Below are 24467 nucleotides of genomic sequence, written 5' to 3' on the forward strand. Positions count from 1 at the left end.
CCATTCGAGTTGCGCCGAGCCGCAACGGGTACACAACGCGTGCGGGTAGAGCACATGCCGGTCGCAGGCGCGGCAATGCTGGATCTGAAACCGGCCCTGCACTAGCGCCAGCGCGATCTGCGCGTTCGGGCCGGGGCCTTCAAAAACGGAATTGCGTACGTCGCTCATGACGGCAACTTCAGCACGCTGGCAGCCAGGATGTTGCGCTGCACTTCGTTGCTTCCGCCGTAGATAGTGGCCGGACGCGCATTGTAGAAGGTGGTCAACGCATCGGTTTTGCCACCGGGCAGCGCGATAGGGCCGGGTAGGGCGCCACTGGCGCCGACGACGTCAACCAGCAGGTCGGCCAGGCGCGAATAGGTTTCGGTGGCGAACAGCTTGAGCATCGAGACATCCGGCCCCAGGGTTTCGCCACGCTTGACCTGCTCGATAAAGCGGCCATAGAGCGCGCCCAGGTCGGCCACGTCCAGAGCCAGCTTGGTGTAGCGGTCTACGAAGCCGGTGTCTTCGAACAGGCCGAGGCGCTGCGCGGCTTCCTGCACGCGGGCTAGCGCGTACTGGCTTTGCTTGGGGCTGCCCAGGAAGATGCGCTCAAAGCCGAGCAACGCCTTGGCGATGGTCCAGCCCTTGTTCAACACGCCCACGATGCTGGTGCGCGGCACGCGCACGTTTTCCAGGAAGACCTCGCAGAAGTCCTCGCTGCCCGCGATGTTGCGGATGGGATGCACCGTGATGCCCGGGGTTTTCATGTCGGCCAGCAGGAAGCTGATGCCTTCCTGCTTCTTGGCTGATTTGTCGGTACGCACCAGCAGGAAGATGTGGGTGGCGTCCTGCGCCAGCGTGGTCCAGGTCTTTTGTCCGTTGACGATGAAGTCGTCGCCGTCGACTACCGCTTCGGTGCGCAGGCTGGCCAGGTCGGAGCCGGAATTGGGTTCCGAATAACCTTGGCACCAGATGTGCTCGCCGGCAATGATCTTGGGCAGGTAGTAGGCGCGCTGCGCCTCATTGCCGTGGTTGATTAGCAGCGGGCCGACCATGGTGATGCCCATGTCGGGTGCGCGCGCCACGCCCCAGCGCTCTTGCTCTTCAATGAAGATGATGACTTTCTCAGGCGAGAGTCCCATGCCGCCGTATTGGCTGGGCCAGCTTGGAGCAACCCAGCCTTGTTTGGATAGCGCCAGGTACCACGGTCCGATTTCGGACCAGCGCAGGCGTCGCTGCGGGTAGCGCCATTCGCCGGGAAAGCGGGTTTCAAAAAATTCGCGGACGGTAGCGCGGAAGCTGGCGTTGTCGAGCGCATTCCAGTCGGTGAAGGTAGATGTGGATGAGGTGTTCATGCGTGTTCCTGCGCGGGGGCGTTGCGGGTGAGGTCGGCGTAGCGGCGGCGTTGCTGGGTGCCATTGCCCAGCCAGGCGGCCAACACTAGGGCACGCTGCAGGTACAGACCCAGGTCGTATTCGTCGGTGACGCCAATGGCGCCGTGCAGTTGCACTGCTTCGCGTGCCACCTGCAGTCCGGCGTCCGACGCGCGGGACTTGACGCGGCAGGCCATGGCCGAGCGCGCTGTGGCATCGCCGTCCTGAGCATCGAGCAGGGCCACCGCCTGCGTCACCACGCTGGCGGTCAGTTCCTGCTGGATCAACAGGTCGACGGCGCGGTGCTGCAGCGACTGGAAGCTGCCGATCGGCTTGCCGAACTGGATCCGCGTGCGCAGGTAGTCCAGTGTTATGGACAGCATGCTGCGCACCAGGGCCAGCAGTTCAACGCTCCCCAATACCAAGGTTTCATCGTAGGCGCGGGTCAGCGCGGCCACGGCGACCGCCCCTTCGGCCAGCAGGTGGCTGGCGGGCAGGCGCACGTTGTTGAAGTCAAGCTGGGCGACATAACTGCCATCGGCCAGCGGCTGGCTCGACAGGGTGAGGCCGGATGCATCGGCCGGCATCCACACCAAGGCCAGACCTTGCGGCCCGCTGGCGCTGACGACGTAGCCGTCGGCCCCAGCGCCGGGGCGCACATGGCGCTTGTCGCCGTGTACCAGCAGGGAGTCACCCTGGCGTTCCAGCCGGGTCGCAGCCTGGCCCGGCCGGTCTTTCGCGCCGGTGACATCTTCCTGCCAGGCCACGGCGGGCAGCGTGCGACCCTCGGCGAGTTCGGTTAGCAGACGCGTCGATAGCTTGGTGGCACCCGCATGGGCCAGCAGCCGGCCGGCGAAGACCAGCACCGGCACCACCGGTTCGGGCGCGACCTGAGAAGCCAGGGCGGCCGCCACCTCGGCCATCTCAGCGAAGCCCTGGGCGTATCCGCCCAGTTGTTCGGGCACCAGCAGCCCGGTCCAGCCCTGCTCGGCCAGGGCGTCCCAGAAGCGGCGGTCGTAGCCCGGCGCTTGCTGGCGCAGGGCGCGGGCACGATTGAGTGGCGATTCTTTGGTTGCGAAACTGAGCGCGCTTTCGCGCAGCATGGTCAATTGGTCGGCACGTTCGCTGTCGTGGGTGGTGGTCATGATGGGGTGGGTGCTGTCATGGGTTAAAAAGAAGGTATTGACGAGGAATTGTTGGCCTTGGCGGAAAGAAAATCGGTCGTGAGCTCGTAAATGTCGATAGGATTTGGGCAGGCCCAGCACCTTCTCGGCAATGAAGCACAGGATGAGTTGCGGGCTGATCGGCGCGATGCGCGGGATCATCATTTCGCGCAGGTAGCGTTCGACGTGGTATTCCTTGGCGTAGCTATAGCCGCCCGGCGTGGCTATGGCGCGCTGGCAGGCGTTGAAACCAGCCTCGGCGCCGCAGGGCAGGCCGTTGTCGTATTTCCAGGCCGCGCGCACCGCCATCATTTCAGCGGCCTCAAGCCCCATCCATGATTGCATCAGCGGATGCTGGATCGACTGCTTCCGCACGAAGGGTCGATCAAATATCATGCGTTCACCGGCGTACTTGACGGCCACCTGCAGCGCCGCGCGGCCCAGGCCGACGGCTTCGCCCGCGATCAGTACCCGCTCCGGGTTCATGCCATGCAGGATGTATTCGAAGCCGCGGCCCTCTTCGCCGATGCGGTCTTCCACTGGCACCCGCAGGCTGTCGATGAAAAGTTCGTTCGAGTCGACTGCCTTGCGCCCCATTTTTTCGATTTCGCGCACCTCGACAAAACGGCGGTCAAGGGCAGTGTAGAACAGGCTCAGGCCGAAGGTCGGCTTCTTGCAGTTCTCCGGCGGCGTGGTCCGCGCCAGGATCAGCATCTTCTCAGCCACCTGGCCGGTCGAGATCCAGACCTTCTGGCCGGACAATACATAGTGGTCGCCAACTTGTTCGGCGCGGGTTTTCAGACGGGTCGTGTTCCGCCCCGTGTTGGGCTCGGTGATGGCGAAGCAGGCTTTTTCCCTGTCTTGGAACAGCGGCGGCAGCATGCGGTGTTTCTGCTCCTCGTTGTCGAACACGGCCACCAGCTGCAGCCCGAAAATGTTCATGTGCACCGCTGATGCGCCCGACAACCCTGCGCCCGACTGGGAGATGGCCTGCATCATCACGGTGGCTTCACTGATGCCCAGCCCGCCGCCGTCATATTCCTGCGGCAGGCAAATGCCGAGCCAGCTGCCATCGGCCAGGACGCGGTGCAGCTCGTGCGGAAAGCCGCCAACCTTGTCACGTTCGAGCCAGTAGCCATCGTCGAAGCGGGCGCAGATTTTACCGATGGCCTCGCGGATGGATTCGTGCTCTGGGTTGGGTGTGAAATCCATGGGGATGCTCTAGTGGGTTCAGAGGGCCAGACCCAGGCGCGTGCCCTGGTCAATGGCGCGCAAGGCATCGAGTTCGGCGGCCAGCTCGGCGCCGCCGATCAGATCGGGCGTGAGGCCGAGCGCGCGCAGTTCGGCAAGCAATGCGTTCTCGCTGTCCTGACCGGCGCACAGGACGATGGTGTCCACCTCCAGCGTCTGTGGCACGCCGTTGACGCTCAGATGCAATCCAGCGTCGTCGATGCGTTCATAGCTGCAGCCCGACTGCGTGCGCAGGCCGCGCCGCGCCAGCTCGGCCTTGAGCGCCCAGCCAGTGGTCATGCCCAGGCTGCGCCCGGGTTTTTCAGGTTTACGCTGCAACAGGGTGACTTCGCGTGGCGCGCTGACGGGCTGCATCGGTTTGAGGCCGCCCGCGGCTGCGGGTGAGGTGTCGACACCCCATTCGGCCTGAAACTGCGCGACCGTCTGCGGCCGGGGGCCATCGGGTGGCGTTTTGTGCAGCAGGAACGTTGACACGTCGAAGCCGATGCCGCCGGCGCCGATCACGGCCACCTTGCGGCCGGCCAGTGCCCGGCCCGACAGCAGGTCGGCATAGCTCACCACCTTAGGGTGGGCTATGCCAGGTATCTGCGGCGTGCGCGGGCGCACGCCGGTGGCCACCACTATGCGGTCGTAGTGGCCGTTGACGAGAGAGGGGGCATCCGCCCGGGTATTGAGCTTGAGCGTCACGCCATGCCGCGCCACGCCTTGCTTGAAGTAGCGCAGCAGTTCATTGAATTCCTGCTTGCCCGGCACGGCACGCGCTAGGTTCAACTGGCCGCCGATCTCGTGACCGGCCTCAAACAGGGTGACCGCATGGCCGCGCTCGGCCGCGGTGACCGCGCACGCCAGCCCGGCCGCGCCGGCGCCGACCACCGCCACCTTGCGCGGCACGGCCTTTGGCGGCAACAACGAGAACTCCAACTCGCGCCCGGCACGCGGGTTGACCAGGCAGGTGGCCGGGCGCTCGGAGAAGATGTAGTCGAGACAGGCCTGGTTGCAGGCGATGCAGGTGTTGATCTCGTTGGCGCGGCCCTCGGCCGCCTTGCGCACGAAGTCGGCATCGGCCAGGAAAGGGCGCGCCATCGACACCATATCGGCGTCGCCACTGGCTAGGATTTCTTCGGCCAGATCGGGCGTGTTGATCCGGTTGGAGACGATGACGGGAATCGTCACCGCTTTTTTGATGCGGGCCGCTGCAAAGCGCCAGGCGGCGCGCGGCACCACGTAGGCAATGGTGGGGATGCGTGCTTCGTGCCAGCCGATGCCAGTGTTGATAATATCGGCGTCAGCAGCCTGCACCGCCTGCGCGAGCTGGATGATCTCAGCGGCCGGGGCGCCACCTTCGACCAGATCGAGCGCCGATACTCGATACATGAGCAAAAACTGCGGACCCACCCGTTCGCGAGTGCGACGAACGATCTCCACCGGCAGGTGATGGCGATTTTCCATGCTGCCGCCAAATTCGTCGCTGCGGTTGTTGGTGCGCGTGACGGTGAACTGGTTTAGCAGGTAGCCCTCCGAGCCCATGATCTCGACGCCATCGAAGCCAGCGCGCTGGGCGAGTTCGGCGCAGCGCACATAGTCCTCAATCGTTTGCCAGACTTCGGCTGTGCTCAAGGCACGCGGCGCGCGCGGGTTTATGGGAGAGGGAATCTCGGAGGCTCCGACGGGCCTAGCGACTTTTGCGTTGCGGCCTGTATGCAGAATTTGCAGAATGATCTTACCGCCCTCGGCATGCACCGCCTGTGGAATCGGTTTCAGCGCATCGGCTTGCTCCGTAGTGACGAGCAGGGGACCAGTTTCATCCAGCAGGCCATCCTGGCAGGGGGCATAGCCGCCCGTGACGATCAGGCCCGCACCACCGCGTGCGCGCTCGGCATAGAACAGGGACAGCCGGTCGATAGAGCGGTCCAGCGACTCCAGACGTGTGTGCATCGAACCCATTACCATCCGGTTGCCAAGGGTGTGCGCGCCGACCTTCAGGGCGGACAGTAGCGTCGGAAAGAAAACAGTGGCTTCGGTGGACATTGAGAAAGTCTCCTGAAAAATCTAACTAACACCTGTTCAATGATATATCATGCGGCGTAGATCAGCCATGCAATTGTCGTGCACCTCAAATTCTTCGTCCAGATTGACGGTGTGATGCAGGCGGCGATTTTGGCAACAGTCAGCCAGGAGGTATTACCCATGATGTTCGATGAAGATCAAATTGCGCTGCGTGACGTGGCGCGCCGCTTTGCGCGAGAGAAACTCAGGCCCGATTACCAGAAGCGCGAGTCGCAGCCGGGTATTGACCGGGCGCTATTCCAGGAAATGGGTTCACTCGGTCTGATCGGTGTCGATCTGCCCGAGGAATATGGCGGCTTGGGCTTGAGTGGCGTCACGGCCGGCATCATTACCGAGGAAATTGCCTATGGCGATTTCAACGTCAGCTATATGCAGTTGCTTAGTTCGCTGATGGGCGCCATTATTCATGCCAATGCGTCGCCCGAGTTGGCGCGCACCTGGAACAGCCGGATCGTGGCGGGCGAGGCCATCGTCGCTCTGGGTTTGACCGAACCGCGGGGCGGCTCGGATGCCGCTAATCTGCAACTCAAGGCGCGTCGCGTTGGCGACGAGTACGTGCTTTCCGGTGAGAAGACCTCAATTACCTTTGCCGATCAGGCCGATGCCATTGTGTTGTTCGCGCGCACCGGCAAGCCCGAGGAGGGCGCTCGCGGCATCACCGCGTTTCTAGTGGACCTGGACCAGAAAGGCGTGCAGCGCACGCGCTTCAACGATGTAGGCAGCAAAATCATCGGCCGTGGCTCGGTGTTTTTCGACGACGTGCAGGTGCCGGTCGAGAACCGACTGGGCGAAGAGGGCAAGGGGTTCACGCAGGTGATGCAGGGGTTCGACTTCAGCCGCATCCTGATCGCGCTGCAGTGCGTGGCCGCTGCGCAAGCCTCGATCGACGAAACCTGGGAGTACGTGAAGGAGCGTTACACCTTTGGTTCACCGCTGGCGCAGTACCAGGGTGTAAGTTTTCCGATTGTCGAGTTTGAGACCCTCATTGCCGCCTGCCGCCAGCTCTGCTACCACGGCCTGGCCTTGCGCGACGCAGGCCAACCGCACACCACGGAAGCGGCCATGGTTAAGTGGATGGGGCCCAAAACCGCTTTTGACGCGATCCATCAGTGCCTTCTGACGTTTGGTCACTATGGCTGGTCAATGGATCTGCCGCACCAGCAGCGCCTGCGCGACGTGATGGGCTTGGAAATCGGCGACGGCACGGCGCAAATCATGAAACTGATCGTTGCGCGCGAGCGCGTTGGGCGCGCGGCGGTGCAATATGCGAAGGAGAACAAATCATGAGCCAGACATATCCCTTGGTGGTCAGCCGTGAAGGCGCCGTTGGCATCATCGAACTGGCGCGACCCGAAAAATTCAACTGCCTGTCAATGTCCGTTCATGCGGGCATCGAGGCCGCCATCGACGGGTTCGAGAAACCCGACTCCGGTGTGCGCGCCATTCTGATCCGGGCGCAAGGCAGGCATTTCTGCACCGGGGCCGACCTGGATGAGGTGAAGTCGCTGCGCGCCGATCCAGCCAGGTTGAAGCATTTCATCAGCTATGGCCACAGCGTGCTCAAGCGCCTTGAGCGCAGCGATCTGCCAGTGGTTGGGGCCTGTCAGGGCCTGACTCTGGCCGGTGGCAGCGAACTGATGCTGGCCTGCGACATCATTTTTGCCGCAAAGGACGCGCGTTTTGGTGATCAGCATGCCCAGTTCGGCTTGATTCCTGGTTGGGGTGGTAGCCAGCGCATCCCGCGCGTCGCCGGCCTGCGACGTGGCCTGGATCTATTCTTCTCGGCGCGCTGGATTGATGCCGACACGGCCCTGCAGTGGGGGCTGGTGAACTATGTGGTTGAGCCTGAGACGCTGGGCGAGGCGGCGCTGGCGTACTGCACCAAGGTTGCCACGCGCAGCCGCATCGGCATTTCCAACATGAAGCGCCTCGCGCGGCAGGGCATGGAGGGTTCGTCGGAGGTCGGCCTCAAGCTCGAGGAAGACCTGGTCAGTGCCGCCCTGCTTGATGACGATATCAGTGAAGGACTGGCGGCTTTCGAAGCGCGCCGTACACCGGCGTTCAAGTCCTGAGTACTTTTCCTTACATATCGGTGCAAGAGCGTATATGACCATTCTTTCCTCACGTGTGTCGACTTCCGACGACGAATTTCGACTCAACTGCAAAGCCTACGAGGCCGTGATTGCGAATTTGCAGAGTCGTCGCCAACTGGCGCTGGCCGGTGGCCCCCTGAAGGCGCGGGAAAAGCATCTCGCGCGCAACAAAATCCTGCCGCGCCATCGGGTCGAAGTATTGCTCGATCCTGGCTCGCCTTTCCTGGAAGTTGGCATGCTGGCCGGAGAAGGCATGTACCACGGCGTGCCGCCGGGCGCCAGCATCATCACCGGCATCGGCCTGGTGCAGGGCCGTCCTTGCATGATCATTGCCAATGACGCGACCGTGAAGGGCGGCACCTACTATGGCATGACCTGCAAGAAGCATGTGCGGGCGCAGCAGATTGCCTGGGCACACCGCTTGCCCTGTATCACGCTGGTGGACAGTGGTGGCGCATTCTTGCCGGAGATGGCCAACATCTTTCCCGATGTAGGCCAGTTTGGCAGCATTTTCAACAACCAGGTTCGCATGTCGGCCGAAGGCATCCAGCAGATTGCCGTGGTGATGGGGCCCTGCACGGCCGGCGGTGCCTACATCCCGGCGCTGTGCGATGAGGCGGTGATTGTCAAGGAACAGGGTTATATGTACCTCGGTGGCCCCGAGCTGACCTTTGCAGCGACGGGCGAGACAGTGGATGCCGAATTGCTGGGCGGAGCCGAGATGCACTGCAGCGTCAGCGGCGTCACCGATCACATCGCCGAAGATGACCGCCACGCGCTGGCGATCACGCGTGAAATCGTACGGGACTTGGGTGAGCAGCCCAAGCCGCGCTGGACGCGCCAGCCCTCGATGCCGCCGCGGTTTGATCCGCGTGAGATTTACGGCATCATCAGCCGCGACACCAAGATTCCGACCGACACGCGCGAGATTCTGGCGCGCTTCGTCGACGACAGCCGGTTCCAAGAATTCAAGCCGATGTACGGCGACACCCTGCTAACCGGTTTTGCGCGCATCCACGGCCACGAGGTTGGCATCCTCGCCAACCAAGGCGTGCTGTTCCCGGACAGCGCGATGAAGGCGGCACACTTCATTGATTTGTGCTGCCAGCGTGACATCCCGCTGCTTTTCATGGCCGACGTGACCGGCTTCATGGTCGGTCGCGCCGCCGAGCAGGCCGGCATCGCCAAGGCCGGGGCAAAGATGATCACGGCGATGGCCTCGGCCAACGTGCCCAAGTACACCATCATCATGGGCGCCTCTTACGGCGCCGGCTACCTGGCCATGTGCGGTCGGCCGTTTAACCCAACCGCGATGTTCGCCTGGCCGACCGGCCGCGCGGCCATTATGGGTCCGGATCAGGCCGCCACTGTGATGGCGCTGGTTCGCAAACAGATCAATAAGACCGAGGGAAAAGAGTGGACGCCCGAGGAAGAAGAGGCGTTCAAGGCCCCAGTGCGCAAGATTTACGAAGACTTCCAGCCTGCTACAAACTTCTCATCGAATTTGTGGGTGGACGGCATCATCGATCCGGTGGAAACACGCGACGCCATGGGGCTGCTGCTCGACCTCGCATCCCGTACTGCCGCCAAACCGACGCCGTTCGGTGTCTTCCGTTTCTAACCAGGACGCCAGCCATGCAACGCATCCACACCGTCTTGATGACCCACTTCACTGCAGGAGTTGGGCATGCTTAAAAAAATCCTCATTGCCAACCGCGGCGAGATCGCCTGCCGCATTGCCCGCACCTGCCGCAAGCTCGGTCTGGAAGTGGCCACCGTGCATTCCAGTGCCGACCGGTTTGCCCGTCATGTGCGCGAGATCGGTGAATCGGTCGAGATCGGGGACGCTGCGCCCAGCGAGAGCTACCTTAACATTGAGGCCATCGTCGCGGCGGCCAAGCGCGTCGGCGCGGACGCCGTGCATCCAGGCTATGGTTTCGTCTCAGAAAACGCGGCATTTGTGCGCGCGCTCGACGTGGCTGGACTCACCTTCATTGGGCCCCGAGCCGAGACCATCGAGCGCGTTGGCGGTAAAGCCAGCGCCAAACTGGAAGCCGCCCGCCTGGGCGTGCCGGTCATTCCCGGCAGCGAAGGCGCCATGACCGACCCGGCCGAGGTGCTGCGCCTGGTGCGCGGTATGAAGCTGCCCGTGCTGCTCAAGGCGGTGGCTGGTGGCGGTGGCCGTGGCATGGCGGTGGTCGAGACGCTGGAGGGGCTGGAGTTGCGCATCGAGAGTGCCATGCGCGAGGCCGAAAAAGCCTTTGGTAACGGCGAACTGATCGTCGAGCGTTATCTGCCGCATGTGCGGCATCTGGAGGTACAGGTGGCCGGCGATGGCCGGGGTCACGCCATTCACCTGTTCGAGCGCGAGTGCACCTTGCAGCGCCGCCATCAAAAGGTGATCGAGGAAGCCCCGTCCGCCGGCCTCGATCCGCGCCTGCGCGAGGCCATCCTGGCCGATGCGGTGAAGCTAGTCGCAGGTGTCAACTACCGCGGCCTGGGCACGGTGGAGTTCGTCGTCGCCGGCGATGAACATTATTTTCTGGAGGTCAATCCGCGATTGCAGGTCGAGCACCCAGTCACCGAGGAAGTGACCGGCCTTGATCTGGTGGAGTTGCAACTGCGCATCGCCGCCACCGGCGTTCTACCTCTGACGCAGGCTGAAGTGCGTTGCACGGGCCATGCCTTCGAGGCCAGACTGTGCGCGGAAGATGCCGCCGCTGGCTTTCTGCCTGCCTCGGGCCGGTTGCAGGTGGTCGATTTTTCGCGGGTGGGCGTGCGTGTCGAATCCGGTGTGGACAGTGGCGACGAGATATCGCCGCACTACGATTCGATGATTGCCAAACTCATTGCGCATGGCCCCGATCGAGAGTCGGCGCGCCGGGCACTGGTGGCCGGACTGCGCGAAAGCACGGTGATCGGCCTGGTCACCAACCTGCGGTTTCTGCATGAACTGCTCGAATGGCCGGAGACCCGCGACGCCAGTTTCCACACCCGCCTGATCGACGAGCGCCATGCCGAGCGCGGCGTGGTGGCGCCCGCCGCGCCGCCGATCGAACACTTGGCGGCGGCTGCGCTGCACTGGCTGGCGCAACAGCGGGCTGGGTCGCCCGCGTTGGGCTGCTGGACGCTGTGGGATGGCTTCACCGGTTGGCGCCTGTCAAGCGGGCCGATTCAGGCCGCGCCCCAGCCGGCTCTGGTGTTGAAGGCAGACAGGGCCGAGTGGCCGGTGCGGTTTTCGGCTCGCGACGTCAACGGCGCCTGCACGCTGGTCATCGGCGAGGAAATGGTGAACGCCACGCTGCAGCCGATTGCGGATGGCCGTTATCTGTTGCAGTGCGGCGGGCGTGCGCTGGAACTGGCAATGCGGGGAGATGCGCAGCACGTTGAGTTCTCCAGTGCGCTGGGCAGCGGCGTGTTTACGGCGGAACCCTATCTGGGCGGCGCTGCCGGTGACGCAGCCGCCAGCGGGCAACTGGGCGCGCCGATGATGGGTAAAGTGGTCGCTGTCAAGGGCGCGGTCGGTGATGCGCTGGTCACGGGCCAGACCGTGATCGTGCTCGAATCCATGAAGATGGAGTTCCATGTAACGGCACCTTACAACGGTAGTTTGAGCAGTCTGCGTTGCCGGATTGGGGATATGGTCGAGCGCCATCAGGTGTTGGCCGAGGTCAGCCCGGCCTGATCCAGAGAGATATCAGCGACCAGCAACCCGGCGGCTTCGGTCGAGTTCCATGAAGAGGGCCGGCGCGAGGGCTTTTCAGATGGAGAAGCAGACTTATTCTTTGGCGGATCGCGCGGCGCGGTATTTTTTCACGCCGTGCGGGATTTACAGTACAGGAGTTGGTCATGGGCCGAGTACAGAACAAGATCATTCCGGCGACGACGGGGGATGGCACCGTATGTCCGTGATTGAAACGCTGATCGATGTGCGAGGTTCGGACTTCGGCAACAACCTGGCCCACCACGCGGGACAAATCGATATTCTGCGCGCTCGCCTGGCCGAAGCGGCCACAGGTGGGCGCGACGCGCACATTCGGCGCCACCGCGAGCGCGGCAAGCTGCTGGTGCGCGAGCGCATCGACTTCATCGTCGATGATGGCAGCGTCTTCCTGGAGCTCTCGCCGCTGGCGGCTTGGGAGCAGTACGGCAACCAGGTGCCGGGCGCGGGCATCGTCACCGGCGTCGGAATGGTGGCCGGACGGCCCTGCATGTTCATCGCCAATGATGCAACCGTCAAGGGCGGCTCGTTCTTCCATGAAACCGTGAAGAAACACATCCGGGCGCAGGAGATCGCGGAGCGCCTGCGTCTGCCTTGCCTGTATCTGGTTGACTGTGGCGGCGCTTTCCTGCCGGAGCAGGACCGCGTCTTTCCCGACAAGGATCATTTCGGCAACAGCTTTCACCGCCAGTGCCGCATGTCGCAGGCCGGCCTGCCGCAGCTCTCGGCCGTGTTCGGCGGCTGCACTGCCGGCGGAGCCTACATCCCCGCGTTGTCGGACGAAGTGGTGATGGTGCGCGGCAATGCCCGAATCCACCTGGGCGGCCCGTCGATTGTCAAGATCGCGATCAACGAGGTGGCCGATGGCGAAACCCTTGGCGGCGCCGAGATGCACAGCCGCGTCTCCGGTGTCTGCGATCATCTGGCCGAGAATGAGCGCCAGGCGCTGGCCATGTTGCGACAGATCGTCGCCAGTCTGCCGCCCGAAGCGCCCATGACGCCGCCGCTGCCACCCCGGCCGCCGCGCTACGACCCGCGAGAGCTTGACGGCATTGTGCCGGCCGATCCGAAACAGCCCTACGACGCGCGCGAGATCATTGCGCGGCTGCTCGACGGTAGCGATTTCCATGAATTCAAGCCGTTGTGGGGCGATACGCTGGTCACCGGTTTTGGCGCGATCCACGGCCAGCCGGTCGCGGTTCTCGCCAATAATGGCGCGTTGTTCTCCGAGTCGGCCTTGAAGGGCGCGCATTTCATCGAGCTGGCCAACCAGCGCGGCGTGCCACTGCTGTTCCTGCAAAACATTCCAGGCTTCATGGTGGGAACCGAGGCAGAGCGCGGCGGCATTGCCAAGCACAGCGCCAAGATGGTCTACGCGATGTCTTGCGCACGGGTGCCCAAGCTCACGCTGGTGGTGGGCGGCTCCTACGGCGCCGGCAACTACGGCATGTGCGGTCGCGGCTTCGAGCCCGAATTCCTGTTCGCCTGGCCGAGCGCAAGGGTGGCCACGATGAGCGCCGACATCGGCAGCAACGTGATGACCGAGCTGGCGCAATCCAACCTGCGCGGCCCGGCCGACGAGGGGCGGCTGGCCGAGATCGAGCGCCAGGTGCGCGATCAATACGCGCGCCAGAGCGACCCTTACTACGCCACCTCGCGCCTGTGGGACGACGGTCTCATCGTGCCGTCGGCCTCGCGCGATACGCTGGGCCTGGCGCTTGCCCTGGCGGCGCGCCATGAGCTAGCGCGCACTGCCACACCGGTCTATCGCATGTAATATGAAAGAGAACCGGACCATGAATCTTCCCGAATTTGAAACCCTGTTGCTCGAGATCGACGCCCGCGGCGTGGCCCGGCTGACGCTGAATCGGTCCGACACGCACAACGCACTCAATGCCACCTTGATCAGTGAGTTGTGCGTTGCGGTCGATTGGCTGGGCAATGCCCAAGGCGTGCATGCGGTCGTTTTAACCGGCGCCGGCAAGACCTTCTGCGCTGGCGGCGACCTCGGCTGGATGCAGGAAAACATGAAGAAGAGCCGCGCTGAGCGCGTCAGCGAGAGCGCCGATCTGGCCCGCATGCTGCGCGCCATGAACGATCTGCCGATGCCGTTGATCGGGCGCATCAACGGCTCCGCCTACGGCGGTGGCGTCGGCATGATCTCGGTGTGCGACATTTCGATTGCGGCCGACACAGGCGTGTACTCGCTGACCGAGGTGCGTCTGGGACTGTTGCCGGCCAACATCGCGCCTTATGTGGTCGCCCGCATGGGCGAGGCCAACGCGCGCCGCACCTTCCTGACGGCGCGTCGCATGAGCGCGCCCGAAGCGCAGCGGCTGGGCTTGGTGTCCGACGTAGTCGCGGCGGACCAGCTCGACGCCGCCATCGAGCGCGAACTCGCCGACCTGCTCCAGTGCGCGCCCGGCGCGGTGGCGGCAACCAAGAAACTGGTGGCGTACGTTCATGCGCATGACCTGGACACCAACATGATTTACGCCGCCGACAAGCTGGCCGATGCCTGGGAAACCGAGGAAGGCCGAGAAGGCATCGCTGCATTTTTCGGCAGACGGCTGCCCGCTTGGCGGCAGGCCTGCGCGGCGAAATGAAAGTTTGCCGCTGATGTTTGACACACTCCTCATTGCCAACCGAGGCGAGATCGCCTGCCGCATCGCGCGCACCGCGAGGCGCATGGGATTGCGCACGGTGGCAGTGTACTCCGACGTCGACCGCGATGCGCTGCACGTGGCATTGTGCGACACCGCCGTGCGCATCGGCCCGGCGGAGGCCGCGCGCAGCTATCTGGATGCCGAGGCGATCCTGGGCGCGGCGCGTTCTGCGGGCGCTCAAGCCATCCATCCAGGCTACGGATTCCTGTCCGAGAGTCTGGCCCTGATCGATGCCTGCGAGGCGGCCGGCATCGTTTTTGTCGGGCCCTCGCGAGACGCCATCCGGCGTATGGGTTCCAAGATCGAATCCAAACGCATCGCGCTGGAGTGCGGCGTGCCGGTGGTGCCCGGTTACCACGGCGATGAGCAGGACGACGCGACGCTGTCCGAAGCCGCCGCGCGGATTGGCTATCCGGTGCTGATCAAGGCTTCGGCGGGCGGCGGCGGCAAGGGCATGCGGGTGGTGCGCGCAGCCGCCGATTTCCCCACAGCGCTGGACACCGTGCGGCGCGAGGCCAAGGCCGCGTTCGGCGATGCCCGCGTGCTGCTCGAGCGCTACCTCGCCGAGCCGCGCCATCTGGAAGTGCAACTGCTGGGCGACAAGCACGGGCATCTGGTGCATCTTTTCGAGCGCGAGTGCTCGATACAGCGCAACCACCAGAAAGTGATTGAGGAAGCGCCGGCGCCGCATCTTGCACCCGCCGTGCGCGAAGCCTTGTTCGCCCATGCGCTGACGATCGGGCGTGCGATCGGCTACGACAGCGCCGGCACGATCGAGTTCATTCATGACAGCGGCAGCGGCAATACCTTCTTCCTAGAAATGAACACCCGGCTGCAGGTGGAGCACCCGGTGACCGAGATGACGGTCGGCCTCGATCTGGTCGAGTGGCAACTGCGGGCCGCCGCCGGTGAGCCGCTCGGCTTTGGGCAGTCGGAGCTGTCGCAGCATGGCTGCGCGATTGAGGCGCGGGTATGCGCGGAGAATCCGGCCGCCGCTTTCGCGCCCGAGATCGGTAAGCTGATCGGCTACCGCGAGCCATCCGGCGAAGGCGTTCGGATCGATAGCGGCGTGCGCGCCGGCAGCCGGGTCACGCTCTTTTACGACTCTCTGCTGGCCAAGGTGATTGCCCATGCCGAAGACCGGTCGACCGCCACGCGCCGGCTTGTCGCTGCGCTGGACGACACGGCCCTGCTCGGCGTACACGGCAACCTCGGTTTTCTATCCGACCTGCTGCGCCACCGCCACTTTGCGCAACAGCTCTCGACCCACTATATCGGGCGCGCTTTTCCGGACGGCTGGAAGGCTCGGGAGGACGACGGGCTGATGATCGCCGCCGCACTGCATGGCGTGCTGGCCGCACGGGCTGACGCGGGCCGATCTGCCTGGCATTCGCTGGGGGCCTGGCGCATGCTCGGTGGCGCGGTTGGCTCCGGCAGCACACAGGTGCTGCTCGAGGACGATGGCCTCCGCGTGAACGAGGCCACTGTGTGGCCGATGGACGAACGCTGGCGCGTTCGCATCGCCGGTGTGGAACAAGAGTTTTCGGCAACGCTGGCGGGCAACACCCTGGAGGTCGGGCGCGATGGCGTTACCGTTCGTTATACGGTGGCGGTGGAAAAACATGCGGTTGACGGCGAGCGCCTGTGGCTAACCGGCGCAGGCCGCACGCGCACCTGGCGCAGGCTGGACCGCTGGCAGCGCGCGCTCAAGGGCGGTGCTGCCGCTGAAGAGCGCGGCGGCAACCGTCTGCTTGCACCCATGCCCGGCATGGTGACGCAAGTGCATGTGGGTGTCGGCGCTGCGGTGCGTGCCGCCGACATCCTGGTGCAGATGGAAGCCATGAAAATGGTGCACACGCTGAGCGCGCCTGCAGCGGGCCGGGTCAGCGAACTGCGCTGCCGGGTGGGCGATGCGGTGCGTGGCGGCGATGTACTGGTGGTGATGGAATCAGAGGAAAAACAATGAACGAACCGATCTATTTTGACGAGCAACACCGTCAGTTCCGCGACAACCTGCGTCGCTTTGTCGAGCAGGAGGTGGTCCCGCAGGCCGCGCCGTGGGAAGAGGGGGGCATGGTGCCGCGCGCGGTGCTGCGAAAAATGGGAGAACTGGGTTATCTGGGCATCCGCTATCCCGAACAGCATGGCGGCTCCGGTCTTGACACCATCTACAGCGCCATCCTGGCCGAGGAGCTTGGCCGTTCGACTTTTGGCGGATTCGCGGTCACGGTGACGGTGCATACTGACATGGCCTCGCCGCACCTGGCCAACTACGGCAGCCCGGAACAGCTCGCGCGCTATCTGCCCGCCATCACGCGCGGCGAGATGATCTGCGCGGTGGCCGTCACCGAGCCCGACGCCGGCTCTGACGTGGCCGGCATCCGCACCCGCGCCGTGCGCGACGGCGAGCACTGGGTGCTCAACGGCAGCAAGATGTTCATTACCAACGGCGTGCATGGCGATGTGTATTTCGTCGGTGCCAAGACCGACACCGAGGCGAAGGGGTCGCGCGGCATCTCGATTTTCATCGTCGAGAAGGGCACGCCGGGATTCCGAGTCGGGCGCGCGCTGAAGAAAAGCGGCTGGCTCTGCAGCGACACGGCCGAGCTGGTGTTCGAGAATTGTCGCATCCCGGCCGGCAACCTGCTGGGCGGCGAGAACAAGGGCTTCTACCAGATCATGCGCAACTTCCAGAACGAGCGCATCGTGCTGGGCGCGCAAGCGGTGGGCGAGGCCAGCCGCGGGATCGAGCTGACGCTGGATTACGTGCGCCATCGCAAGGCGTTCAGCGCCACCTTGTGGGACAAGCAGACGATCCGCCAGCGGCTGACGATGCGAGCGTCGCAGGTGGCTGCGGCGCGCCAACTGGTTTACCACGCCGCCTGGCTGGATGCGCAGGGCCGCGAGTGTGTGAAGGAAGTGTCCATGGTCAAGTCCCTCTGCGGCGAATTAGTCAATAAGGTGCTCTACGACTGCCAGCAGTTTCATGGCGGCTTTGGCTACATGCGTGAAGCGGCAATCGAACGCATGGTGCGTGACGCGCGGGTCGAAGCCATCGGTGGCGGTGCTACCGAAGTGATGCTGGAAGAAGTGGCGAAACGGCTGTGAATACCGGCACCTTGCTTTTTGCGCAAACAGGGAGCATGGGCGCGACCCTGGCGCACCTGCTGCGGCTCAAGCGACATCGTCAGGTGCGATGCGACGAAATATCGGCAGTCGTCCTGCCGCACCCTGAGACGGCGGCCGAAAAATTATCCACCCTTACACGATTGGGAGCAAAGTCGAGATGGCCGAAACACAAATGATCAACGAAGAAGAAATTGCAAGACGATGGCAGCAATTCGCGCACGTGGCGCCGTACAACCGCGAACTCGGCCTCTTGCCGCACTCCGTGCGGAGCGAGCGGTGCGTGCTCAAAGTCGAGTACCAGGATGCGCTGGTGGGCGATCCGAAGACCAGGGTTTTGCATGGAGGAGTCATCACCGCGCTGCTCGACGCCGCGTTCGGATTCGCGATTTTCGTCAGGTTGCCGGAGATGAGGCCGATGGCCACGCTGGATTTGCGCATCGACTACCTCAAACCTGCCACTCCGGGGCGGGCGATTCTGGGAGGTGCCGTTTGCTACAAGCTGACCTCCGAGCTGGCATTCGTGCGCGGTGCCGCCTACCACGACACGCCGGACGATCCCATCGCCACTGCAGTCGGTATTTACATGTTTACTTCCGGGCGTCCGGTATTGCGCGACGAGGAGGTGCCACGATGAATTGGACCGAACAAATCAACCATGCACGTGCCAAGGGCGACTGGCGCGAAGTGATCCAGGCTGTGCCCTTTGCACGTTTTCTGGACTTGCGCATCGACGTGAAGGGCGAAGAGTTCACCTGCGTCTTGCCGTTCAAGGAAAAGCTGATAGGCAACCCCATCCTGCCGGCGTTGCATGGCGGCGCCACGGGCGGATTTCTGGAGTGCGCCGGCCTGTTCTACTTGCTGTGGCACATGGATAGCCGGGACTTGCCCAAGACCATCGATTTCAATATTGATTACCTGCGCTCGGGCCGGCCGCAGGACACTTACGCCAACGTCGTGATGGTCAAGCAGGGCCAGCGGGTTGCGAACCTGCGCATCCAGGCATGGCAATCTAGCCCCGATAAACCCATCGCCCATGGTCACGGCAATTTCATGCTGCGCGGCTGAAGGCAAAGAAAGGAAATGCCCAAAATGACTCAATCCACATACCGTTCCGTATTTCGCCCCGGACTGTTCGCAGGCCAGACCGTTATCGTCACCGGCGGCGGCAGCGGCATTGGTCGTTGCACCGCGCATGAACTGGCCAACCTGGGCGCCGATGTCGCGCTGGTCGGGCGCCGCGTCGAGAAACTTGAAGCCGTGCAGGCCGAGATCAGGCGGGCTGGAGGCCAGGCCAGCATCCATCCATGCGACATTCGCGACGAGCCGGGCGTCAAAGCCATGGTTGCCGACGTCATTGCCCTGCACGGCAAGATCGATGGGCTCGTCAACAACGCGGGCGGCCAGTACCCGCAGCCTGTCAAGGACATCAGCTTGAAGGGATGGGATGCCGTGGTGCGCAACAACCTGACCGGCGGTTTCCTGGTGGCGCGCGAGGTCTTTAACCAGTCCATGGAGTCCCATGGCGGTGCCATCGTCAACATCATCGCCGACATCTGGGGCGGCATGCCCACCATGGCGCACAGCGGCGCGGCGCGTGCCGGCATGTTGTCGTTCACCGAGACGGCGGCCTGCGAATGGGCATACGCCGGCGTGCGTGTCAATGCAGTCGCGCCGGGCTGGATCGCCAGCAGCGGCCTTGACACCTACAGCCCCGAGATGCAGGCCGAACTGCGCAGCCTGAAAGCCAAGGTGCCGCTGCAACGCTATGGCACCGAGGCCGAGGTTTCGGCATCCATTGTGTTCTTGCTGTGCGAGGCGGCGGCTTTCATCACAGGTTCTTGCATTCGCGTCGACGGCGGCGTGCCCAATGCCCGCCCGACCTGGAAATTGCAGCCACATGACCGGTCCAAGGCCTTCAACGGCTTTGCGTTGGCCGAACCGCCAAAGTGCCTGAGCGTCAAGGATCAATGACATGGACGCGACTATGCAAACCATAAATTCGAACGATCCGTCGAGTTATCTTGCGCCCGGCCGCTACGTGGATAGTGATCACCCGGCGGTGATCGCGTTCGCGCGCCGGGTGGCAAACGTCTCGATGGCGCCGCGCGAGATCGCGGTCAAGCTCTATTACGCCGTGCGCGATGAGTTTCTCTACGATCCCTACCACTTCGACACCACGGTTCAGGGCTTGAAGGGCAGTCATGTGATCGAGACAGGGAGGGGGTTTTGCGTGCCCAAGGCGGCGCTGCTGGCGGCGGCGGCCCGCGTTCTGGGCGTGCCGGCGCGGGTGGGCTATGCCGATGTTCGCAACCACCTGACCAGCAAGCGGCTCTACGATATGATGGGCACCGACCTGTTCGTCTTTCACGGCTACACCGAAATGTGGGTTGACGGACAGTGGCTCAAGGCGACGCCCTCCTTCAACCGCTCCCTGTGCGAGAAAGCAGGTATCCGGCCGCTCGAGTTCGACGGCAGCGTCGACTCAATCTTCCATGAATTCGATGTCAGTGGCCGCCGTCATATGGAGTATGTGCATGACCACGGGACCTACGCCGACTTGCCTCGGAAGGAAATGCTGGCCTCGTGGCGCGAGCACTACAAGACTTTCGCCGACTGGGGTCAGGTTGCGGACAATGGTGCCGACTTCGAACAAGAGGTGGGCCCGGCATCGTGATGGCGCGTCGAGAATTTTCCGGCTTCATTGGTGGCCCTCTGGTAGCCGATGTATATGGCCCGATAGGTGCGCCCACGGTGCTGCTGCTGCACGGAGGTGGCCAAACGCGCCATGCCTGGGGCCGCACCGCACAGACCCTGGCCGATGCAGGCTGGCGCACTGTTGCCCTGGATCTGCCGGGCCACGGCGACAGTGCCTGGGCCGCCGATGGCGACTACCGGATAGAGACGCTGGCTGTCACCATGTGCCGCATCTGGCGCGACCTGGGGACGCCGCTGGCGGTGGTCGGGGCTTCCCTCGGCGGCTTGATCAGCATGGCCGCCGTGGGCTGCGTTGATGCGCCGCCGATCAACGCGCTGGTGCTGGTGGACATTGCGCCGCGTATGGAAGAAGCTGGTGTAGAGCGCATCGTGCGCTTCATGCGGGCGCGGCCCGATGGCTTTGCGTCGCTTGAAGAAGCCGCGCAACACATCGCCGCCTACCGTGGGCGGCCGATGAAAGGGCCAGTTGACGGCCTGAAGAAAAACCTGCGCCTTAATGGGCAAGGCCGCTGGGTCTGGCATTGGGATCCGCGCTTGATGAGCGACGCCAACCACAACCACCGGCGCGACGCGGACGGCTACGAGCGCGCCTTGCGCGGCCTGCAGGCGCCCACCTTGCTGCTGCGCGGCCAGCGCAGCGACGTGATCAGCGAAGAAGATGCGCGCGCGCTGGTGCAAACCTTGCCGCAGGCGCGTTTTGTCGATCTGAAGGGCGCCGGCCACATGATTGCCGGCGATGCCAACGATGCCTTTGCTGCCAGCGTCGCGGCCTTTTTGCAAGAAGTGATGCCGCCCGCGCAGTCCGCGGCGAATTTGAACCAGGAGCATGGAATGAATTTGCGATCTTTTACCTTGCGCGATCTCATTGTGCGCAACGCCAGCCTGTACGGCTCGAAGACAGCCATGGTGTTCGGCCATCAGCGGGTGACGCATGCCCAGTACGCCGAACGCACGGCGCAGTTGGCGGCCGGTTTGGCGGCTGCGGGCGTTGAGCAGGGTGACCGGCTGGCGATACTGGCCTCTAACTGCCTGGAATATGTCGATCTGTTCGGCGCCGCAGCCCGGTTGGGCGCGATCGTGGTACCCATCAACTGGCGGCTGTCGGCCGAGGAAGTGGCCTATCTGATCGAGGACGTGTCGCCCACGATACTGATCGTGGGCGACGAATTCAAGGCTCTGCTGCCGCAACAGGGTCTGGAAGACACGCTGCGCTACACGCTGGGCGCCGCGCTGGCCCCGTGGCAACCGTTCAGCGAATTGTATCTCGATCGCGACGTGCCGTCCGTCGATCTGAGCGACGACGCTGGTTTTGTCGTCATACACACCGCCGCCGTGGGTGGGCGGCCGCGCGGCGCACTGCTCTCGCACCGCGGCCTGATCGCTGCCGGCATGCAGACGCAACTGGCCTGGCGTCTCACGCCGGCGGACCTTAATCTGGGGGTCTTGCCGCTGTTTCACGTGGCCGCCATCGGCTTCATGCTGGCCACGCAGCAGGCGGGCGGGGCGACGCTGCTGCTGACACGTTTCGATCCGGCGAGCCTGGTCAAACATATCGACGAGGGCGGCGGCAGCCTGATCGGCACTTTTCCACCTATGCTGGGCGCCCTGCTGGACGCTGCCGCGGCCCAGGGCTCGGCGCTGGACCATTTGCGCGTGGTGTCGGGAATCGACGTGCCCGAAACCATCGCGCGCCTGCGCACAAGCTGTCCCCAGGCGACTTTCTGGAGTGCCTACGGCCAGACCGAAACTTCGGGCTCGATCAGCCTGGCGCCGTTTGACGAGTGCCCCGGCAGCGCCGGGCGTCCCACCGCGATGAACACGGTCGCGGTGGTGGACGAGCTGGACCGCCCGCTGCCCACAGGCGCCACCGGCGAGATCGTGGTGCGCGGGCCGATGGTGTTCCAAGGCTACTGGCGCCGCGACGAAGACAACGCCTTCACGTTCCGCAACGGCTGGCACCACACCGGTGACATGGGGCGCATCGACGCCGATGGCTACCTTTGGTACAGCGGACGCTCACCGGCCAAGGAGTTGATCAAGCCGGGTGGCGAGAACGTCTATCCGGCCGAGGTTGAGCGGGCGATTCTGGAACACCCGGCGCTGGCGCAGGCGGTGGTGATCGGCGTGCCGGATGTGCAGTGGGGCGAGGCGGTCAAGGCCATCTGCGTGCTGAAGGCGGGGCACACGTTGAGCGCCGAAGAATTGATCGAGTTCGTGGGCGGGCGCATCGCGCGCTACAAAAAACCCAAGCACGTGGTGTTTGTGGCGACCCTGCCCCGCACCGCTGCCGGCCTGATGGACCGTGAGGTCGTCAAGGCCGCGCATGGTCGGGCCTGAAGCGACTCACAGCGGACAATTTTCAACCAGAACCGTCCATGAAGGAGACGACAACATGACCCAGGCATCCCACGGCGAACCAGTGCAGCGATTCAAGATGCACCGGCGCACCATCACCGAAACCGACGTCGTCAGCTTCCTCAATGCGGCCGGACTGCACGAGCCCTTCTTCATTGACATGGATTGCATCCAGACCAACATGACGGAGCCCCACCGCAGCCGCTTCGCGCCCGGGCCGATGATCATCTCGCTGGGCATGGGGTTGCTGGCGACCTACGTGGCCGGCATCATCGAACGCACGCTCGAAGGTCATGCGGTCGGCCCCTTCGGCGGCATGACCGGCCTACAGGCGCGCCTGTAGGCCGGCGACCCGATTCGCGTCGAGAGCGATGCACGGCTGCGCCCGCCGACCGCGCGTGGCTACACACTGATGGATATTCAGCACCTGGTGATCAATCAGCGCGGCGAAGCCATCGCCGACTTCACCGAGACACTGACCTTTCTCCCCAAGGAAGCCGGCGCCCCATGATCCCGGCGTTCAAGGTTCGCGAGCGTAACGGATGCGCCCGCCTATCCCGGCCCGGCCAGATTCAATCCACTTCAATACAGCGACAAGGTGACAACATGATCGAATCTCAACTAAGCCCCAAACTGGTTCAACAAGCCCAGGCCGGCGGCTACTGGCACAACAAGACCCAGCTCGATTTTCTGGACGAAGTCGCGCCCAGCCGCCTCGACAAAGTGGCCGTAACTGACCTCAACAGCATGACTGGGCAGGCGACCACCGTGTCGTACCAGTTGCCCAACTGGTGGCAGTTTGTGGCACTGCACTTGGCCTGTCTGCGCATCGGCGCGGTAACCAACCCGGTGATGCCGATCTTCCGCCACCGCGAGTTGACCTTCATGCTAGGAGTCTGCGCGGCAGACCGTACCGAACTGCTCAATGAAGTCGCACGGATGCCGAAATTGCCTTCGAGTTCGGGATGAAGTCGATCAGCAGTTGATTTGGTGAGTTGTCATGGCTTGAACGGGGTGTTTTTGGGGGGAATCCGGCCCTTGTTCGCGTCATGCAGACATCATATTGGCCATTCTTCGCAGGTTGAGCGCAGCGCAGACGAGCTTCCACTCGGCTTGCGCTTTAACCAGACCACGCATACTGAATTGTCGAAATCCAAGGACGTTTTTCACCCAGCCATTGGGCGGCTCGGATAACCACTTGCGTTTGCGATACGCTTCTTGCGTGACGACCGACTTGAATTTTTCGGCCATGGCCGCTGACAGGGGACGCTTGCTCCGATCAATCCTGACTTCCTGTTTCCCCTCGCGGCCGAGGGCGACGATCAGCTCAGCAGGATGTTCAAGAAGCGCTTCGAAGACGGCCTCTGATCGATACCCGGCATCAGCGACGACCTGTTGTGGATCGGCACCGGTATTTCGTTTTACCGCCCCCAGTACCTTGGGTAACTGCTGACTGTCCGCACCGCTATTGGTCAATTCGACGGCAACGATGATGTGCGCTGTGTCATCGACCGCGGTCTGGGCGTTGTAGCAATAATCAAAGCCGCCTTCCGCTCGCTTCATGATCCGGCTTTCCGGATCCGTAAAATTTTCCTGCGCCTTGGGCTTGGGCTCGCCGAATCGATACTTGTACCTCGATTTTTTCTTTGGCTTGCCGTCGCCTGCAGGTGGCCCGTCATCATCGTCGGCACTGCGCCCACGCTCGATGTCTGCCTGGCGCTGCCGTTCTTCCAGCCGCGCCCGAGCAGCAGATATGACCGCAAGGCGATCCTCGCGGCGAGCCAACTCGGCCGGAATATCCAGGTCAGGATCGTTCTTCTCGGCCTGGTCAGCCGCACCGGCCTTGGCAGGCAGAGCTGTCAATGCCGCTCGTGATTTCCTCAAATCTGCCGAAGTAAATTTCCCCACCCTTGGCGATGGGCAGTCAGCCCTGCAGTGACGTTATTTCCTCT

The 24467-nt window shown here is 63.6% G+C and carries 18 protein-coding genes and 3 pseudogenes; 15 read left to right on the plus strand and 6 right to left on the minus strand.

Features of this window, described 5'->3' with window-relative positions:
- Nucleotides 1-15 precede the first annotated feature (15 nt).
- The 5 genes and pseudogenes from QOL82_RS23715 to QOL82_RS23735 form a co-directional block, all read right to left on the minus strand.
- Nucleotides 16-168: pseudogene (locus QOL82_RS23715) on the minus strand (zinc ribbon domain-containing protein); the annotation flags it as partial.
- Nucleotides 165-1337, minus strand: coding sequence for an acyl-CoA dehydrogenase family protein (locus tag QOL82_RS23720; protein ID WP_283444781.1), 1173 nt, complete (start codon nucleotides 1335-1337; stop codon nucleotides 165-167). The gene QOL82_RS23720 and the pseudogene QOL82_RS23715, both read right to left, overlap by 4 nt.
- On the minus strand, nucleotides 1334-2500 hold the full coding sequence (locus QOL82_RS23725; RefSeq protein WP_346772311.1) for an acyl-CoA dehydrogenase family protein: 1167 nt from the start codon (nucleotides 2498-2500) through the stop codon (nucleotides 1334-1336). Before QOL82_RS23725 ends, QOL82_RS23720 begins: the two co-directional genes overlap by 4 nt.
- 96 nt (nucleotides 2501-2596) lie before the next feature.
- Nucleotides 2597-3730, minus strand: a pseudogene (locus tag QOL82_RS23730) (acyl-CoA dehydrogenase family protein); the annotation flags it as partial.
- A gap of 18 nt (nucleotides 3731-3748) precedes the next feature.
- Nucleotides 3749-5797 (minus strand): NADPH-dependent 2,4-dienoyl-CoA reductase, encoded by a 2049-nt coding sequence (locus QOL82_RS23735; protein ID WP_283444782.1) that lies wholly within the window; start codon nucleotides 5795-5797, stop codon nucleotides 3749-3751.
- Nucleotides 5798-5956: 159 nt separating this feature from the next.
- On the opposite strand from QOL82_RS23735, the gene QOL82_RS23740 reads away from it, so the two are divergent.
- From QOL82_RS23740 to QOL82_RS23810, 15 genes are all read left to right on the plus strand, one after another.
- Complete coding sequence (locus tag QOL82_RS23740) at nucleotides 5957-7123, plus strand: acyl-CoA dehydrogenase family protein (RefSeq protein ID WP_283444802.1); 1167 nt, start codon at nucleotides 5957-5959, stop codon at nucleotides 7121-7123.
- A complete protein-coding gene (locus tag QOL82_RS23745; RefSeq protein ID WP_283444783.1) occupies nucleotides 7120-7908 on the plus strand; it encodes an enoyl-CoA hydratase/isomerase family protein in 789 nt (262 codons plus the stop codon). Before QOL82_RS23740 ends, QOL82_RS23745 begins: the two co-directional genes overlap by 4 nt.
- Before the next feature lie 34 nt (nucleotides 7909-7942).
- Nucleotides 7943-9550, plus strand: a complete 1608-nt coding sequence (locus tag QOL82_RS23750) for a carboxyl transferase domain-containing protein (RefSeq protein WP_283444784.1) — start codon at nucleotides 7943-7945, stop codon at nucleotides 9548-9550.
- A 66-nt stretch (nucleotides 9551-9616) separates the two neighbouring features.
- Entirely contained in the window at nucleotides 9617-11614 is a 1998-nt protein-coding gene (locus QOL82_RS23755; RefSeq protein WP_283444785.1) for an acetyl/propionyl/methylcrotonyl-CoA carboxylase subunit alpha, read from the plus strand.
- A gap of 217 nt (nucleotides 11615-11831) precedes the next feature.
- Nucleotides 11832-13427 carry an acyl-CoA carboxylase subunit beta gene (locus QOL82_RS23760; RefSeq protein WP_283444786.1) on the plus strand — a complete coding sequence of 532 codons (1596 nt, stop codon included), beginning with the start codon at nucleotides 11832-11834 and terminating at the stop codon, nucleotides 13425-13427.
- A 19-nt stretch (nucleotides 13428-13446) separates the two neighbouring features.
- On the plus strand, nucleotides 13447-14256 hold the full coding sequence (locus tag QOL82_RS23765; RefSeq protein ID WP_283444787.1) for a crotonase/enoyl-CoA hydratase family protein: 810 nt from the start codon (nucleotides 13447-13449) through the stop codon (nucleotides 14254-14256).
- A gap of 13 nt (nucleotides 14257-14269) precedes the next feature.
- Nucleotides 14270-16282 (plus strand): acetyl/propionyl/methylcrotonyl-CoA carboxylase subunit alpha, encoded by a 2013-nt coding sequence (locus tag QOL82_RS23770; RefSeq protein WP_283444788.1) that lies wholly within the window; start codon nucleotides 14270-14272, stop codon nucleotides 16280-16282.
- Nucleotides 16279-17424, plus strand: coding sequence for an acyl-CoA dehydrogenase family protein (locus tag QOL82_RS23775; RefSeq protein WP_283444789.1), 1146 nt, complete (start codon nucleotides 16279-16281; stop codon nucleotides 17422-17424). Before QOL82_RS23770 ends, QOL82_RS23775 begins: the two co-directional genes overlap by 4 nt.
- A 193-nt stretch (nucleotides 17425-17617) precedes the next feature.
- Nucleotides 17618-18079, plus strand: a complete 462-nt coding sequence (locus QOL82_RS23780; protein WP_283444790.1) for a PaaI family thioesterase — start codon at nucleotides 17618-17620, stop codon at nucleotides 18077-18079.
- The gene (locus QOL82_RS23785) at nucleotides 18076-18510 is read left to right on the plus strand and encodes a PaaI family thioesterase (RefSeq protein ID WP_283444791.1); all 435 of its coding nucleotides are present in this window, start codon (nucleotides 18076-18078) and stop codon (nucleotides 18508-18510) included. Before QOL82_RS23780 ends, QOL82_RS23785 begins: the two co-directional genes overlap by 4 nt.
- A 24-nt stretch (nucleotides 18511-18534) precedes the next feature.
- Nucleotides 18535-19416: an SDR family oxidoreductase gene (locus QOL82_RS23790; protein WP_283444803.1), complete on the plus strand. Its 882-nt coding sequence runs from the start codon at nucleotides 18535-18537 to the stop codon at nucleotides 19414-19416.
- A gap of 1 nt (nucleotide 19417) precedes the next feature.
- Nucleotides 19418-20119, plus strand: coding sequence for a transglutaminase-like domain-containing protein (locus QOL82_RS23795; protein ID WP_283444792.1), 702 nt, complete (start codon nucleotides 19418-19420; stop codon nucleotides 20117-20119).
- A complete protein-coding gene (locus QOL82_RS23800; RefSeq protein ID WP_283444793.1) occupies nucleotides 20119-22497 on the plus strand; it encodes an alpha/beta fold hydrolase in 2379 nt (792 codons plus the stop codon). Before QOL82_RS23795 ends, QOL82_RS23800 begins: the two co-directional genes overlap by 1 nt.
- Before the next feature lie 55 nt (nucleotides 22498-22552).
- A complete protein-coding gene (locus QOL82_RS23805; protein ID WP_283444794.1) occupies nucleotides 22553-22858 on the plus strand; it encodes a hotdog family protein in 306 nt (101 codons plus the stop codon).
- Nucleotides 22859-23121: 263 nt separating this feature from the next.
- Nucleotides 23122-23484 (plus strand): AMP-binding protein, encoded by a 363-nt coding sequence (locus QOL82_RS23810; protein ID WP_283444795.1) that lies wholly within the window; start codon nucleotides 23122-23124, stop codon nucleotides 23482-23484.
- A gap of 78 nt (nucleotides 23485-23562) precedes the next feature.
- On the opposite strand, the pseudogene QOL82_RS23815 reads toward QOL82_RS23810, so the two are convergent.
- Nucleotides 23563-24372, minus strand: a pseudogene (locus QOL82_RS23815) (transposase); the annotation flags it as partial.
- Nucleotides 24373-24467 lie beyond the last annotated feature (95 nt).

The organism is Noviherbaspirillum suwonense (genome assembly GCF_900182955.1).
In the GTDB taxonomy this organism is placed as follows: domain Bacteria; phylum Pseudomonadota; class Gammaproteobacteria; order Burkholderiales; family Burkholderiaceae_D; genus Noviherbaspirillum_A; species Noviherbaspirillum_A suwonense.

Excerpts from the sequence above, each read along its gene's own strand:
- QOL82_RS23720 (WP_283444781.1), bottom strand. The coding sequence starts at position 1,337 with ATGAACACCTCATCCACATCTACCTTCACCGACTGGAATGCGCTCGAC.
- QOL82_RS23725 (WP_346772311.1), bottom strand. The coding sequence starts at position 2,500 with ATGACCACCACCCACGACAGCGAACGTGCCGACCAATTGACCATGCTG.
- QOL82_RS23735 (WP_283444782.1), bottom strand. The coding sequence starts at position 5,797 with ATGTCCACCGAAGCCACTGTTTTCTTTCCGACGCTACTGTCCGCCCTG.
- QOL82_RS23740 (WP_283444802.1), top strand. The coding sequence starts at position 5,957 with ATGATGTTCGATGAAGATCAAATTGCGCTGCGTGACGTGGCGCGCCGC.
- QOL82_RS23745 (WP_283444783.1), top strand. The coding sequence starts at position 7,120 with ATGAGCCAGACATATCCCTTGGTGGTCAGCCGTGAAGGCGCCGTTGGC.
- QOL82_RS23750 (WP_283444784.1), top strand. The coding sequence starts at position 7,943 with ATGACCATTCTTTCCTCACGTGTGTCGACTTCCGACGACGAATTTCGA.
- QOL82_RS23755 (WP_283444785.1), top strand. The coding sequence starts at position 9,617 with ATGCTTAAAAAAATCCTCATTGCCAACCGCGGCGAGATCGCCTGCCGC.
- QOL82_RS23760 (WP_283444786.1), top strand. The coding sequence starts at position 11,832 with ATGTCCGTGATTGAAACGCTGATCGATGTGCGAGGTTCGGACTTCGGC.
- QOL82_RS23765 (WP_283444787.1), top strand. The coding sequence starts at position 13,447 with ATGAATCTTCCCGAATTTGAAACCCTGTTGCTCGAGATCGACGCCCGC.
- QOL82_RS23770 (WP_283444788.1), top strand. The coding sequence starts at position 14,270 with ATGTTTGACACACTCCTCATTGCCAACCGAGGCGAGATCGCCTGCCGC.
- QOL82_RS23775 (WP_283444789.1), top strand. The coding sequence starts at position 16,279 with ATGAACGAACCGATCTATTTTGACGAGCAACACCGTCAGTTCCGCGAC.
- QOL82_RS23780 (WP_283444790.1), top strand. The coding sequence starts at position 17,618 with ATGATCAACGAAGAAGAAATTGCAAGACGATGGCAGCAATTCGCGCAC.
- QOL82_RS23785 (WP_283444791.1), top strand. The coding sequence starts at position 18,076 with ATGAATTGGACCGAACAAATCAACCATGCACGTGCCAAGGGCGACTGG.
- QOL82_RS23790 (WP_283444803.1), top strand. The coding sequence starts at position 18,535 with ATGACTCAATCCACATACCGTTCCGTATTTCGCCCCGGACTGTTCGCA.
- QOL82_RS23795 (WP_283444792.1), top strand. The coding sequence starts at position 19,418 with ATGGACGCGACTATGCAAACCATAAATTCGAACGATCCGTCGAGTTAT.
- QOL82_RS23800 (WP_283444793.1), top strand. The coding sequence starts at position 20,119 with ATGGCGCGTCGAGAATTTTCCGGCTTCATTGGTGGCCCTCTGGTAGCC.
- QOL82_RS23805 (WP_283444794.1), top strand. The coding sequence starts at position 22,553 with ATGACCCAGGCATCCCACGGCGAACCAGTGCAGCGATTCAAGATGCAC.
- QOL82_RS23810 (WP_283444795.1), top strand. The coding sequence starts at position 23,122 with ATGATCGAATCTCAACTAAGCCCCAAACTGGTTCAACAAGCCCAGGCC.